The organism is Undibacterium sp. (genome assembly GCF_030683615.1).
Taxonomy (GTDB): domain Bacteria; phylum Pseudomonadota; class Gammaproteobacteria; order Burkholderiales; family Burkholderiaceae_D; genus Undibacterium; species Undibacterium umbellatum.
Window position 1 is genome coordinate 113,501 of sequence record NZ_JAUXQE010000033.1, and the last position, 13,322, is coordinate 126,822.

Genomic DNA, 13,322 nt, shown 5'->3' on the forward strand with positions numbered 1-13,322 from the left:
TCTATTTAATTTTCCCGTACCCAAAGCACTGTTGTTGCCGACGCCGTTGATCCCATGCTATCGGCGCGTTCTATTAATGCACTGACATCCAGCGCCGAGCGATTCATTTTGACTTTACCATTGACAATAAAGAAATTGGTTGCAACAACGATATCCTTGTCTGTCAATGCTTTCAACTTATCCTCAAAGCGCGACTTGAATTCACTGGTGGTGCGAAAGTAAGCACGATCTCGACTGGCAATCATGGCTGCCGCGTCCCCCATGCTCAAGCCATTTACTCTGGCCGCCAGCACTTCAGCAAAGGTAGTATTGACATTAATCGAAGTCTTGCGTGGCAAAACCGTCACGAAAGCCTTCAAACGCTCCACCATGTCTGGCGAAAATCCATTAATTGCCAGCAAATCATCAATTTGCGTAAAACGCAGGAATTGTACTTCAGGAACAGACAAATCCGGGGCTTTTCCAGCACCTGTTTCACCGCCAGAAGAACCTGGGTTTGGACCGGCAACTGCCTTGCTTTGCGTCCTGGCTACCATATCTGCCACGGCTTGCGCCAGTTGCCCATCAAAGCGCAAGTTCACCAGCAAGCGGCTGAAAACATCCACTTCACGCTGATCTACATTGCCGTCTGTCGCCAGATTATTCAGGTTATACATAGCCTGTGCATCAATGACCTGACCAGACAAAGTAGCATCACTTTCATCATTTTCGGTTCTGGCATTTTCTACATATTGATCCAGCCTGGTATCTGCCAGCTTTACTGCCCATGGCTCACCAAGATGATCAATTGCCACAGTCTGCTTGGCATCTTCACGCAAGATCAACCTGGCCCAGTCTATTGCGCCCCGCAAAATCCATTTTTTTTGCAACTGCATGCGCTGATTTTCTATCGACCTGACTTGCACCTGCTGCTGCCAGAACAGGCTGGCAACGATAGTGATGGCCAATGTGGTTAACAACAAGGCTGTAATGACAGCCACACCTCGTTGGCGCCGGGGAACATTTCTCGTCCTCATACAGCACCCAGCAAAAACACTTTGGTCACTGGCAATTCACGGCCGCTTATTTGTATGGCAATTTCCAAACCTGTCAGCTTGCCATTTTTTGATGGTATGCCCGGCGCTACAATGGCAGGGTTATCTTTGCCAGCTACCTCGCTACCTCCATTGCGCCAGCCGTTTTCTCCCTCTTTCCAGGTACGCATATCAAAACCTGTTACCTGGCTTTGCAATGCGATGGCGGGGCTGACCTCAGCATCCGCCAGGGCATTTTGCCAATCCTGATCAAGCACGGCCAATTCGCGTGTAGGCAGCATTTCTCGGCGCTTGAGTACACCATCCTGCACCCGGTAGACCACGACTTGCAGGCGGGTAGGCTGGTTCTCTTCAAAAACATTGCGTACCAGCACCAGTCGGACACCAACAGCACTCAACACTTCCCGCCCCGGAAAATTGGTTGCATCCACCAGATGCGCGCAATCATTCTCCAACTGCGCAAAAGACAACTGCATGCCGCGTGTCTGCTCCATTTCTGCGGTCAGCAGCACACGGGCGCGTACGATACTGTCCAGGCCACGCCAGCCCAGCACAGCAATGATTGCCAAAATACTGATGGCGACCAGCAATTCTATGAGGGTGAAACCGGCTGCAGACAATCGGCGTGCGTGCCTGTTGCGGCCAGCCATCAACTTAAAGCGCATTCGGCACCACCTGGGTCAGCTTGATGATGCGACGCTCAGGGCTATCTGCTTCATACACGAAAACTTCAACCCTTCTGAAAGAAGGATTGGGGGTGGCAATCACATGCTCTTCGCACATCAGGTGCAAATCCCCCTGCGGGCAGGCAAAAGTGCGCTCACCGAAGGCAGGCCATTCATGAGCAAGACGGATTTGTGACAGGCGATTTTCTGCTGACCAGGTCGCCATCATGGACGCCCTCAAGCTACTGCTGTTTTGGGTCAGGCTGCCGACTGCACGCAGACTAGCCCCCAGAGCAGTGCCAACGATGACCAAAGCCACCAGCACTTCAAGCAATGTAAACCCGGATTGTGAACGCAGATGTTGCATCTTACTCTACAAAAAAATGACCAATGCCATCCGCCCTGACGCTGACATGCTTGTCAGCAGACTTGATGGTCAATACAAAGGGTTTGTCTACCGGTTCGCGTCCAAACAGTATACGTATGGTAGAGGTATCAGCGGTTTGTGGCTGCATGGACAATTGCACAGGCGCGCTCTGGAAACTCCTCTCGCGCAACATCTCATCCTTTACGGGTGACCAGATCCTGTCTTCCCTGACCAGGAAGCGGTAACCACTCTGATCCACTTCAAAAGCCACCGGCAGATTGCGGACGATGGCTTCATCACGCGCCAATTGCAGTAACAGGGAGATTCTTCTGGCGTCATTTTCCAGGCGTTGTTGCTCACCCGGCATGGCATTAATACTGACAGCACCGAGTATGAGACCAAAAATAGTCAATACCACCAGCAACTCCAGCAAGGTAAATCCTCGCTGCCCACGCATGATCTTCATCCGTGCTTCTTATAAATCCCAGGAACCGATGTCGGCGTCTTCGCCGCTACCACCTGGCTGTCCATCTGCACCCAGCGAAAATACATCAACATCACCCCGTATACCTGGTGACAGAAATTGATACGACTTACCCCAGGGATCATTACGCAATTTTTCTATATAGCCGCCAGTTATCCAGGCATTTGCAGCTGGGCCGGATGTCGGCTTTTCGATCAGGGCTTGCAAACCTTGTTCTGTGGTTGGATAACGCTGATTGTGCAGCTTGTACATTTTCAGCGCACCCATGATGGTGGAGATATCCTGCTTGGCAGCAGTCACCCTGGCTTCATGGGTAAAACCAGTAAGCCTCGGGACCATAAACGCACCAAGAATGGCAATGATGGTCACGACCACCATGATCTCTATCAAGGTAAAGCCGCGCTCAGACTGACGAGCCTTGGCTGCAGATACAGGAACTGAAAAATTGGACATGGCAAAATTCTAAAAAAATAAAAACTGGATAAGCAAACAATGCGCTGCACACTACTATATGAAGCTGACGCAGTATAAATCCTGCAAATGCCACTGGGGCCGCATTCTGTATCGAATAGTAACAAAAAATGCTATCAAGACAATATATTTACATAAAAAAAGCATTTAATATGTATAAATTCTGTCTTGAATGCAGACATACTACCACCAGTATATTTCAACTCAATTTCAAGGGCAAACTACGCAGACGCTTGCCAGTCAGAGAAAATAAGGCATTGGCAACAGCCGGAGCAATGGGTGGCACACCTGGCTCGCCTACTCCCTGGGGTAGTTCGGCACTCTTGATGATAATGGTTTCTACTGCCGGTGCTTCATTCATGCGCAAGACCTGGTAGTCATTAAAATTACTCTGCACGACCTTGCCATCCTTGATCGTAATTTCGCCATACAAGGCAGCACTCAGGCCAAAGACCACAGCACTCTCCATTTGCTGGGCAATGATGTTGGGATTAACCGCTATGCCGCAATCCACAGCACAAACCACTTTATGCACCCGGATTTGCCCTTCCTGCACCGAGACTTCTGCGACCTGGGCAACAATACTACCGAAAGATTCATGCAATGCCAGGCCATGCGCCCTGCCTTCTGCTGGTTTGCCTGCTTTTTGTACTGCTGCATCCAGCACTGCAAGATGACGTGGATGATCTTTCAGCAAAGCACGGCGAAATGTCAGGCTATCCTGATTGGCTGCATGAGCAATTTCATCAATAAAACTCTCTTTGAAAAAAGCATTATGTGAATGGCCAACTGAGCGCCAGAAACCAAGCGCAACGGGACTGGGGACGATGACATGTGCGATACGCTGATGTGGAATCTCATACGGCATATCAAACTCGCCTTCCGCCGTAGTTTTATCCGGGCCAGCACCAGCGAGACCAAATGTGCGCTTCAAGACCTGATGCGTAATTGAACCTGACACAGACTTATTATCGTAGGCCAGCAATTTACCGGCACTATCCAACCCTGCCTTGAAGCGCGCCAGGGCCGCTGGCCGATACATGTCATGCGTAGTATCTTCTTCGCGGCTCCAGATCAGTTTGACGGGTGCACCCTTGGTTTCCATGGCGATACGTGCCGCTTGCGCGACCATGTCCACTTCCAGCCTGCGACCAAAGCCACCGCCCAGATAGGCCATGTGCAGAGTGACATCTTCAGATTTAAGTTTGGCGACTTTGGCAGCTACATCGGTGGCCACGCCGGGCACCTGAGTAGAAACCCAGATTTGCAGCTTTCCGTCCTTGAGCTGTGCAGTGCAATTAATAGGTTCCATTGCAGCGTGCGCCAGGAAAGGGGCACGGTATTCTGCTTCTATAGTTTTGGCTATTCCCGTGCCAGTCAGTGTCGCCTCGACATCCCCGGCCTTGTAATAAGCAAAGCCAGATTCGCTATCTAGCATGCTGGCAAAGTCCTTAAAAATGCTTTCCGTCGACAGTTGCGCATGCTCACCGTCATCCCAGATGACTGGTAATTTATCCAACGCCTGTTTGGCTTGCCAATAAGACTGAGCGACCACAGCAAGACCGGCCACCGCCCCTTCCATGGAAAAATCAATGACCTGCACCACACCCTGCATGGATTTGACTGCTGCGGCATCAAAAGACTTGATGCGCCCACCTATGGTGGGGCTTTGCTTGATTGCAGCGTACAACATACCTTCTGGCCTGGCATCAATGCCAAACTGGGCACTACCATCCCCTTTAGGGGCAGCATCAGTACGCGGTTGTGACTTACCTATGATTTTAAAATCTTGCGGACGCTTGAGTCGTATATCGCCAGGCTTGCTGTTGACAGCATCGGCAGCCAACTCACCATAGCTGGCATGCTTGCCGGACGAATGGCGGACTACACCATCCTTTGTCGTGCATTCTGCTACGGCCACGTTCCATTTCTTTGCTGCTGCAGCGACCAGCATGGCACGAGCAGTGGCACCTGCTTCACGCATGGGCTGCCATGCATCTTTGACGCTGGATGAGCCACCTGTCATCTGCAAACCCAGTTCGCGGGCGAATTTCAAGGTCACCCATTGTGCTACGCGCTTCACACTGCCTTGATCGTCTGGATGAAATGGCAGGCCATCTGCCAATGCCGCCATGCTGCCGTAAATTTTATCCGCAGGCACATACATGGGTTTGACCATGCTCATGGGCACATCCAACTCTTCAGCCACCAGCATTTGCAAGGCAGTATGTATGCCCTGCCCCATTTCGCTCCTGTGCATGGCGACGCTGACGGTACCATCTTGCGCAATTTTGATCCAGCCATTCATGGCGACTTCGCCATTTGATACTGGCAAGGGTTTACTAGCGTTCAGACGCTGGCGAGGTGGCATGACGCCCCAACCCACCATCAAGGCACCTGTCAGTCCCAAACCACCCAGGATGAAACGGCGGCGTCCTGATTTTTTTTCTTGCGACATACATAGTCTCCATTATTTTTTTGCCGCTATTGTTTGCTGCAATCAGGTATTGCGTCTTGGATAACCCTCAGCCAATATCCGAATCCAGACTACATCTTTTTGTTCTGCGGTCATGAACACCCATTCCGCCACCTCTGCCACGGTGCGACCACAACCACGACAAACGTCATCAAATGTCGTTGAGCAAACGGCAACACAAGGAGTATCGGGACGTTCTTTACCTTCCGTCTTAATTACTGACATAGTCTTACTCTGGCTTTCAGGAATATGCCTGAATGAGCTAGGCTCGGGATAATAAAACGAGCGTTCGCCTTTTTCTGGCTAATAATAAATGTTTTTTTGCTTAGTGCGCTGGTAGCGGGGCTCTATTTTTCCAGAAACTGGCGGACTTTGTTGACAGCCTACAGGCTTCAGCGGGAAAATTAGCTGCTTTCTGTCCTTCTCCAACAAATATAAAGGTACATCATGAAAGTAGCCGTCGTTCTTTCCGGTTGTGGCGTCTTCGATGGCGCTGAAATTCACGAGAGTGTCCTGACCATGCTGGCTCTGGTCAGAGCTGGCGCAGTACCAGAATTCCTGGCACCTGACATCCCGCAAGCCCATGTTGTCAATCATCTTACTGGCCAGGTCGCCGCAGGTGAAAACCGCAATGTATTAGTCGAATCTGCCCGTATCGCCCGTGGCAAGATCAAGGATATCGCGCTGGCCAATCCTGAAGACTATGCCGCAGTATTTTTCCCGGGTGGTTTTGGTGCAGCCAAGAATCTGTCCGACTTTGCCAGCAAGGGGGCTGACTGCCAGATACAGCCAGACGTTTTGCGCTTTGCCAAAGCCATCGCCGACGCTGGCAAACCTGCCTGCTATATATGCATAGCACCAGCCATGCTGCCGTTTGTATATGGCAGAGGTGTTGTGGTCACCATCGGCACAGATACGGACACAGCCGCTGCAGTAACTGCCATGGGTGGACAGCACATCAATTGCCCAGTGAAGGAATTTGTCGTCGACACAGAGAGAAAAGTAGTCAGCACACCAGCATACATGCTGGCAGAAAATATTGCTGAAGCAGCGACAGGTATAGAAGCCGCCGTCAAGGCTACACTGGCATTAATTTGAAGTCGCTTTTTCAAAGCATCAATTTTTACAAAAGGTCTTCATGACTCAAGATTTTTTTCAATCCCTGATGTTGCTGATATTGGTCACCGACCCTTTCGGGAACGTCCCCATCTTTGTCAGCTCCCTGTCCCATGTCGCGCCTGAAAGGCGTTGGCGCGTGGTGGTACGCGAATGTGCTATTGCCTTTGGCTTGCTTTTGCTGTTCATGTTCTTTGGCAAACACTTCCTGACCGCGCTGCAATTGACCGAGGCATCTTTGCGCATAGGTGGTGGCGTGATCCTGTTCCTGATAGCTCTGCGCATGGTCTTCCCGCAGGAAGGTGGTATTTTTGGTGATGTGGAAGATGGTCACGAGCCCTTCATAGTGCCACTAGCCATACCTGCTCTGGCTGGGCCTTCTGCACTAGCGACGGTCTTGCTGTTTTCATCAGACAGCAGGCAAGACATGATCGTACATCTGGCAGCGCTGACTGCCGTTGCGGTCGTCTGGCTAGTGGTATTATTGAGTGCGGAACGCATGCAAAAAGTCCTGGGCATACGCGCCATGACTGCATTTGAGCGCCTGATGGGTTTAATACTGACAGCGATGTCGGTCGAAATGCTGCTGGCGGGGATCAGGGATTATCTGAAAACCTTACACTGATCAAACATGGCTGACCAGGCATTGAGGGCTTGGTCAGTCATTTCAAAGTTTTAGTGATTAAAGGTGAAGTAACCCAGCAGGAACAGCGCCAGGGCAATCAGGAATTGTTTCAACATCTGTCGATTCATAGTTCACCTTTAAATTACTTATTTAAATTACCTTGTCCGCAGTCATTTGCGTTATCTCCGCATCACTATAACCCAACGCACTCAACACTTCCTGATTATGTTGACCAAGGCGCGGCCCCAGCCACTGCGTCTGCCCCGGTGTTTCTGACATCTTTGGCGTGATGGCTGGCAGCTTGACTGGTGTACCATCTTCAAAGGCATGCTGCTCAAACATCTGGCGCGCCAGGAATTGCGGGTCATTCATCATGTCACGTACAGAGTAGATTTTCCCTACCGGCACATCTGCAGCCTTGAGTATTTGCAAGGCCGTATCTATTTCGCGACCGGAACACCAGGCCTGAATTGCCGCATCAATTTCTGCCGTACGCGGGACACGGCCATCGTTGCGAACAAGGCCCGGATCTTGCGCCAGATCATCCCGGTCTATGGCTTTCATGAGTCTGTGAAAAATCGCGTCACCATTGCCTGCAATGACAATATTTTCACCTTCTGCCGTAGTATACGTATTCGACGGCACGATGCCGGGCAAGGCACCGCCAGTGCGCTCACGCACGACACCGGCATGATCAAATTCTGGCACCAGCGATTCCATTAGATTGAATACCGACTCATATAAAGCTACATCCACCATTTGCCCCTGGCCAGCGACACATGCGTCACCCTGCTTGCCATTCCAGCGCCCACCAGTGACATCACGGTGCCGCAAGGCCATCATGGCACCGATAACGCCATGCAGGGCCGCGACTGAATCACCAATTGATATGCCGACGCGCACAGGTGGCCGGTCAGCATGGCCTGAGACATAACGCAAACCGCCCATGGATTCACCGATGGCACCAAAGCCGGGCAAATCTTTCAAAGGCCCTGTCTGGCCATAACCGGAAAGGCGCACCATGATAGTGGCGGGATTGATCGCTTTCAAATCATCATATCCCAGCTCCCATTTTTCCAGCACGCCGGGTCTGTAATTCTCTATGATGATGTCGGCATCCAGGGCAAGGCGCCTGGCTATTTCACGTGCCTGTTCCTGTTTCATATTCAGGGTGATGCTTTTCTTATTGCGTGCTTGCACACTCCACCACAAGGAAGTGCCATCCTTCAATACGCGCCACTGACGCAGAGGGTCACCACCATCGGGCGATTCGACCTTGATGACTTCAGCGCCAAACTCTGCCAGCATGCGCGAGCAAAAAGGCCCCGCAATTAGCGTACCCAATTCCAGAACCTTGATTCCCGCCAAAGGGCCGTGTGCTTTAGCTTGTGACTGCATAAGAGTAAAAATACGTCCAGAAAAGAGTTACAGGATCAACTCAGACAAAAGTGAGTTTCTTGATTTCCCATGCGATATTGGCGCGTGCCTGCGCATCGAATTGCGCCGCCATGATGGGATGAAAATATAAGTGTTCACGGTCAGCAAAGCGCTTTAGCACTTTTAAACGCCCAGCTCTGTAGGCAGGCGCTTCCAGCCAGCGGAATTCATTGCGTATGGCACGGCTATATTGCTGATAGACGTCCTTAGGTGCACCCAGGATAGTCAGGGCAATATCAAGGAATAAGGGAATATCAGCAGCGCGGTTTTTAAAATCGGCTACCTCATGCCTGGCCGTCGCAAGTATGCATTGCTGCACATGCATGATGATGATGGGATTAATTTCCATGCGCATCATCAATTCGCCTGCCAGCTCTGCACTTTTCAACTCATTATTGTTGGCATGGGTGTCATACACCATGTCATGAAACCAGATGGCCAGGGACACGACAGAGAAATTCTGTATGTCAGCCCGCCGCTCTTCTGCATGCTTGAGCATGGACTGGATATGCGAGAGATTATGAAAACTGCGCTGTGGTTCCGAATAATGTTTATCAAGCAAAGTCCAGACTTCCATCGCATGTCTGGAACTCCCAGCCAATCCCCTTATCAGGTCTGACCATTGCAAGTGCAATTTGCTTTTTTGTTCGGCGGGGATCAGAAACATGATGGCTTATATTATTATCTCAGTGACTGTATTAAGTAGTCCGTCTATCCAGCATGGCGCGGGCAATGGTGCCAGCATCCACATATTCGAGCTCTCCACCGACTGGCACGCCGCGTGCCAGACGACTCACCCGCAAACCACGTGATTTCAGTGTCTCGCTGATGTAATGCGCGGTTGCCTCACCTTCATTAGTGAAATTGGTGGCCAGCACCACTTCCTGCACTTTACCGTCGGTGGCCCTGGCAACGAGTTTTTCCAGATGAATGTCTTTCGGGCCTATGCCATCAAGTGGTGAGAGCCGTCCCATGAGGACAAAGTACAGGCCCTTGTAAGTCATGGTCTGCTCTATCATCATCTGGTCTGAGGGCGTTTCCACCACGCATAGCAGACTGGTATCGCGCACTGCATCCAGACAGGTTTCGCAGACTTCGCTCTCGCTGAAGGTATTACAGGATGCGCAATGCTGTATGCGCTCAACCGCATGGGTCAAGGCCATGCCAAGGATGGCAGCGCCTTCCCTGTCATGTTGCAGCAAGTGATAAGCCATGCGCTGGGCAGACTTTGGCCCGACGCCGGGCAAGCGCCGCAGAGCCTCAGACAAGGCTTCCAGACTACCGAGTTTTTTCACACTCAGAATGGCATCTTGAAGCCAGGCGGCAATGGCATGCCAGCTGTCAAAGCTGACATTTTTTCTTGTGAAGTGGCTTCTGCCTTGCGTACCGCATCATTGAATGCAGCAGCAACCAGGTCTTCCAGCATGTCCTTGTCATCGCCCAGCAGAGATGGATCGATGGTAACGCGTTTGACATCGTTCTTGCAGGTCATGATAATCTTGACCAGACCAGCACCAGCCTGGCCTTCTACCTCTACCAGACCCAATTGATCCTGGGCTTTTTTCATATTGTCCTGCATTGCCTGGGCTTGTTTCATCAGGCCAGCTAATTGATTTTTCATCATAAAAATTTCTCCGAAAATAAAAATGGGATATTGATTAAAGGATGGTCACGCATTCTTATACGCCGCTGACATCAGACTGGCCGTATGCTACCCGTGACGATAGTGGCACCAAATTCGCGCATTAAAGTCTGCACGAAACTGTCGCTTTGTATGGATTTTTCTGCCTGCTGCTGGCGCACTTCACGCTCAGCTACAGCCTGTGCGTTGGCAGTATGCTCAACCGCACCTATCTCGGTTTCTACCCGTATGTTTTTTTCAAACCGCTCAGTCAGGGCTGCGCTGAGTTTTTCAACACTGCCAGAAGACAAAAGGGTCGCAAGAGGAAGACGCAAACGGAAAACATGAGCATTACCATCCTGCTTGCAACTGACCAGTTCACTTTGCTGCGTCATTTGCTGCGCTACGCCGCGTACTGGCAAGCTGGCTGCCAGTGCAGGCCAATGACCATCCCAGCTCAACTCAGGGACTGGGGCACTTGCGATCAGGCGATCGACATTCAGGGTGATGGATTCTCTGGGCTTGAGTACTTCTGCAACGACAGCTTGCGGTTCCTGGTCAGCAGTTGCAACTGTGTCAGCAAGCACGCCCACTTCAACTGGTGCGGCTTGCTCCTGATGTGTGGCAGGAGTCATCACTCTCGGTGGCATTGCCGGTTTTGCAGGCTCTGCATCGAAGAACATTTCTTCATCCCAGGGCGGTGGCATATCATCCATGCCCATGGATTGCATATCCTGTTCTGCGATCAAAGGTGCGGGTGCAGATACTGGCTGGACAGGCTTGGCCACTGGTTGCGCCGATGATGGCGCTACTTTGACAGTCGGCGGAGCAACAGGACGAACAGGCGCTATGGGTGAGACTGGAGCTACTGGGGCGACAGGAGCAATTGCAGCTTTGGCTGCAGGCTCAACTTCGGCAGAAGCGGGCTTCCCAGCTTGTGTGCCATTCTTGGTATTTGCGCGCGCGGCAGCCAGGGCAGCCATGACCGGGCTGACACGTGTGCCAGCAGCAGGTGTACTGACTCGTGCCTCAGTATTTTCCTGCGCCGCTGGTTTAGATGCTTCTGCCGGAGAACGAGCAGGCAACACTGCCGACGTTGCACTTACTGCAGAGGCAGCGCCACTACTATTACTGGGCGCTGCAGGACTGACAACAGGGCCGGAACGAGCAGAACTTTGTGCAGGCGGCACATTGCTCGTACTATTCACTGGCAACGTCGGACGCCCACCAGCCGGTGGTGTACTGGCAGGTGGCTGCGCCCATTGTTCGCCACTGACAGGTTTGAATGCCAGCATGCGCAACAGCGTCATGCTAAAACCAGCATATTCATCAGGAGCCAGCGCCAGCTCATTGCGACCATGCACGGCAATTTGATAAAACAGTTGCACTTCTTCCTTGGCGAAACTCTGCGCCAGACGCAATACCTGTTCGCGTTCAGGAATATCTTCTGCCACTGCTGCAGGCACCATTTGCGCCACGGCGATCTGGTGCAGCAAACTGCCCAGATCTTGCAGGGCAGCTTTATACGAAAGGCTGCGCGATGCCATTTCATCGGCAACGTCAAGCAAGGCCTTGCCATCCTGGGCCAGCAAGGCATCCAGCAGGCGTATCAGGTAAGACTGGTCAAGCGCACCCAACATGCCTTGCACTGCATCCAAGCTGACTTTACCAGCGGCATAGGCAATTGCCTGGTCTGTCAGCGACAAGGCATCGCGCATGGAGCCATGTGCGCCCTGAGCCAGCAAACGCAAGGCTGGCAACTCAAAATCGATTTGCTCTTGTCCCAGAATATTTTCCAGATGGCCAACAATATGACCAGGTGGCATTTGCTTGAGATTGAATTGCAGGCAGCGTGACAAGACCGTGACCGGGATTTTTTGCGGGTCAGTGGTTGCCAAAATGAATTTGACGTGCTCAGGCGGCTCTTCCAGCGTTTTCAACATGGCGTTGAAAGCGTGGTTGGTCAGCATGTGCACCTCGTCTATCATATAGACTTTAAAGCGTGCATTGGACGGCGCATAAATTGCCTGCTCGAGCAGCGAGGCCATTTCATCGACGCCACGGTTAGAGGCGGCATCCATTTCTATATAGTCAACAAAGCGCCCGGCATCAATCGCCATACATGCTTCGCAAACACCGCAAGGATGGGCAGTAATGCCCGTCTCGCAATTAAAGGATTTGGCAAGTATGCGTGACAGCGTCGTCTTGCCGACACCGCGTGTACCGGTAAACAAATAGGCGTGATGCAGCCGCTGCTGCTCTAGCGCATGCGATAAGGCACGGACCACGTGCTCTTGCCCCACCAGAGTTTCAAAACTCTTGGGGCGATATTTTCGGGCGAGGACTTGATAGGACATCCCGCGATTTTACCTTATTCGGGCGCTCTGATCAGTGATTTGCAGATATCCCAACACCAAGTTTTTCATCTGGGCAAGAAATTCAGGCGCTTGCAGGCTTTGCGGGGACAACATCAGCGTCTGGTACAAGACCCCATAGACAGCCGCATGGACTATCGCCGGGCTGGTATCTGGATAAGCCGCACGGTCCGAGCTTGCGGCAAAAGCTGACTCCCAGATATCGACAACTTGCCCGTACAGGGCGCTATAGGCTTCCATGTTGGAAATTTGCCGCTCCAGGAAAATCAGAGCAGACCACTCTTCAGTTTTGTCTGCATGCAAAAGAATAATGCGCTCCAGCAGATCCGTTACGATATCTTGCAAGGGCTGACCATGTTGCAACCCTACCCAGATGCGCATCTGGGCTCCAATATTCTTCATGCGCTCATGTATGCAATGAGCCGCTATTGATTTCTTGCCGGGGAAATATTCATACAAGGTGCCCAGGCCCACGCCAGCAACCAGGGCGATATCGCGCATGGTCAGATCGGCATAGCTTTTTTCGACCAAAAGCCGAACAAAGGCATCAAGAATTGCCAATTGTGTCATTTTCGAGCGTTGCTGCACTGGCTTGCGGCGTAATTTCAAAGGGCTGGCAGACTCGCTCATGGTGTTTCTTGTTTTATAAGT

The 13,322-nt window shown here is 51.6% G+C and carries 15 protein-coding genes; 2 read left to right on the forward strand and 13 right to left on the reverse strand.

The window, feature by feature from the left end; translation table 11 throughout:
* Nucleotides 1-5 precede the first annotated feature (5 nt).
* The 7 genes from gspK to Q8K39_RS16930 form a co-directional block, all read right to left on the reverse strand.
* Nucleotides 6-980: a type II secretion system minor pseudopilin GspK gene (gspK, locus tag Q8K39_RS16900; RefSeq protein ID WP_305261984.1), complete on the reverse strand. Its 975-nt coding sequence runs from the start codon at nt 978-980 to the stop codon at nt 6-8.
* A gap of 32 nt (nt 981-1,012) precedes the next feature.
* Nucleotides 1,013-1,699 (reverse strand): type II secretion system protein J, encoded by a 687-nt coding sequence (locus Q8K39_RS16905; RefSeq protein ID WP_305261986.1) that lies wholly within the window; start codon nt 1,697-1,699, stop codon nt 1,013-1,015.
* Nucleotides 1,689-2,066: a type II secretion system minor pseudopilin GspI gene (gene gspI / locus Q8K39_RS16910; protein ID WP_305261988.1), complete on the reverse strand. Its 378-nt coding sequence runs from the start codon at nt 2,064-2,066 to the stop codon at nt 1,689-1,691. The genes Q8K39_RS16905 and gspI overlap by 11 nt, the downstream gene beginning before the upstream one ends.
* A gap of 1 nt (nt 2,067) precedes the next feature.
* Nucleotides 2,068-2,532: a type II secretion system minor pseudopilin GspH gene (gene gspH, locus Q8K39_RS16915; RefSeq protein WP_186954625.1), complete on the reverse strand. Its 465-nt coding sequence runs from the start codon at nt 2,530-2,532 to the stop codon at nt 2,068-2,070.
* A gap of 9 nt (nt 2,533-2,541) precedes the next feature.
* Nucleotides 2,542-3,003 carry a type II secretion system major pseudopilin GspG gene (gene gspG, locus Q8K39_RS16920; RefSeq protein ID WP_186954624.1) on the reverse strand — a complete coding sequence of 154 codons (462 nt, stop codon included), beginning with the start codon at nt 3,001-3,003 and terminating at the stop codon, nt 2,542-2,544.
* A gap of 217 nt (nt 3,004-3,220) precedes the next feature.
* Complete coding sequence (locus Q8K39_RS16925) at nt 3,221-5,479, reverse strand: xanthine dehydrogenase family protein molybdopterin-binding subunit (RefSeq protein ID WP_305261992.1); 2,259 nt, start codon at nt 5,477-5,479, stop codon at nt 3,221-3,223.
* Nucleotides 5,480-5,521: 42 nt separating this feature from the next.
* On the reverse strand, nt 5,522-5,722 hold the full coding sequence (locus Q8K39_RS16930) for a DUF1289 domain-containing protein (protein WP_186954622.1): 201 nt from the start codon (nt 5,720-5,722) through the stop codon (nt 5,522-5,524).
* 222 nt (nt 5,723-5,944) lie between these two features.
* Between Q8K39_RS16930 and elbB the strand changes: the two genes are divergently transcribed.
* Together elbB and Q8K39_RS16940 are read left to right on the forward strand one after the other, a co-directional pair.
* Nucleotides 5,945-6,595: an isoprenoid biosynthesis glyoxalase ElbB gene (gene elbB / locus Q8K39_RS16935; protein WP_305261994.1), complete on the forward strand. Its 651-nt coding sequence runs from the start codon at nt 5,945-5,947 to the stop codon at nt 6,593-6,595.
* A gap of 40 nt (nt 6,596-6,635) precedes the next feature.
* Nucleotides 6,636-7,238 carry a MarC family protein gene (locus tag Q8K39_RS16940; RefSeq protein ID WP_305261996.1) on the forward strand — a complete coding sequence of 201 codons (603 nt, stop codon included), beginning with the start codon at nt 6,636-6,638 and terminating at the stop codon, nt 7,236-7,238.
* 150 nt (nt 7,239-7,388) lie between these two features.
* On the opposite strand, the gene Q8K39_RS16945 is transcribed toward Q8K39_RS16940, so the two are convergent.
* The 6 genes from Q8K39_RS16945 to Q8K39_RS16970 all read right to left on the reverse strand — a co-directional run bounded on the left by Q8K39_RS16945 (nt 7,389) and on the right by Q8K39_RS16970 (nt 13,301).
* Complete coding sequence (locus Q8K39_RS16945) at nt 7,389-8,636, reverse strand: CaiB/BaiF CoA-transferase family protein (RefSeq protein ID WP_186954619.1); 1,248 nt, start codon at nt 8,634-8,636, stop codon at nt 7,389-7,391.
* 40 nt (nt 8,637-8,676) lie between these two features.
* Nucleotides 8,677-9,342 carry a hypothetical protein gene (locus Q8K39_RS16950; protein ID WP_305261998.1) on the reverse strand — a complete coding sequence of 222 codons (666 nt, stop codon included), beginning with the start codon at nt 9,340-9,342 and terminating at the stop codon, nt 8,677-8,679.
* A gap of 31 nt (nt 9,343-9,373) precedes the next feature.
* On the reverse strand, nt 9,374-9,970 hold the full coding sequence (gene recR / locus Q8K39_RS16955) for a recombination mediator RecR (RefSeq protein ID WP_305262000.1): 597 nt from the start codon (nt 9,968-9,970) through the stop codon (nt 9,374-9,376).
* 2 nt (nt 9,971-9,972) lie between these two features.
* A complete protein-coding gene (locus tag Q8K39_RS16960) occupies nt 9,973-10,299 on the reverse strand; it encodes a YbaB/EbfC family nucleoid-associated protein (protein WP_186954616.1) in 327 nt (108 codons plus the stop codon).
* A gap of 71 nt (nt 10,300-10,370) precedes the next feature.
* Nucleotides 10,371-12,653: a DNA polymerase III subunit gamma/tau gene (locus Q8K39_RS16965; RefSeq protein ID WP_305262003.1), complete on the reverse strand. Its 2,283-nt coding sequence runs from the start codon at nt 12,651-12,653 to the stop codon at nt 10,371-10,373.
* 9 nt (nt 12,654-12,662) lie between these two features.
* Nucleotides 12,663-13,301: a TetR/AcrR family transcriptional regulator gene (locus Q8K39_RS16970; protein ID WP_186954614.1), complete on the reverse strand. Its 639-nt coding sequence runs from the start codon at nt 13,299-13,301 to the stop codon at nt 12,663-12,665.
* Nucleotides 13,302-13,322: the final 21 nt, after the last annotated feature.

Bases quoted from the DNA above. Each gene is read 5' to 3' on its own strand.
- Q8K39_RS16905 (WP_305261986.1), bottom strand. From the start codon at position 1,699: ATGCGCTTTAAGTTGATGGCTGGCCGCAACAGGCACGCACGCCGATTG.
- gspI (WP_305261988.1), bottom strand. From the start codon at position 2,066: ATGCAACATCTGCGTTCACAATCCGGGTTTACATTGCTTGAAGTGCTG.
- gspH (WP_186954625.1), bottom strand. From the start codon at position 2,532: ATGAAGATCATGCGTGGGCAGCGAGGATTTACCTTGCTGGAGTTGCTG.
- gspG (WP_186954624.1), bottom strand. From the start codon at position 3,003: ATGTCCAATTTTTCAGTTCCTGTATCTGCAGCCAAGGCTCGTCAGTCT.
- Q8K39_RS16925 (WP_305261992.1), bottom strand. From the start codon at position 5,479: ATGTCGCAAGAAAAAAAATCAGGACGCCGCCGTTTCATCCTGGGTGGT.
- Q8K39_RS16930 (WP_186954622.1), bottom strand. From the start codon at position 5,722: ATGTCAGTAATTAAGACGGAAGGTAAAGAACGTCCCGATACTCCTTGT.
- elbB (WP_305261994.1), top strand. From the start codon at position 5,945: ATGAAAGTAGCCGTCGTTCTTTCCGGTTGTGGCGTCTTCGATGGCGCT.
- Q8K39_RS16940 (WP_305261996.1), top strand. From the start codon at position 6,636: ATGACTCAAGATTTTTTTCAATCCCTGATGTTGCTGATATTGGTCACC.
- Q8K39_RS16945 (WP_186954619.1), bottom strand. From the start codon at position 8,636: ATGCAGTCACAAGCTAAAGCACACGGCCCTTTGGCGGGAATCAAGGTT.
- Q8K39_RS16950 (WP_305261998.1), bottom strand. From the start codon at position 9,342: ATGTTTCTGATCCCCGCCGAACAAAAAAGCAAATTGCACTTGCAATGG.
- Q8K39_RS16960 (WP_186954616.1), bottom strand. From the start codon at position 10,299: ATGATGAAAAATCAATTAGCTGGCCTGATGAAACAAGCCCAGGCAATG.
- Q8K39_RS16965 (WP_305262003.1), bottom strand. From the start codon at position 12,653: ATGTCCTATCAAGTCCTCGCCCGAAAATATCGCCCCAAGAGTTTTGAA.
- Q8K39_RS16970 (WP_186954614.1), bottom strand. From the start codon at position 13,301: ATGAGCGAGTCTGCCAGCCCTTTGAAATTACGCCGCAAGCCAGTGCAG.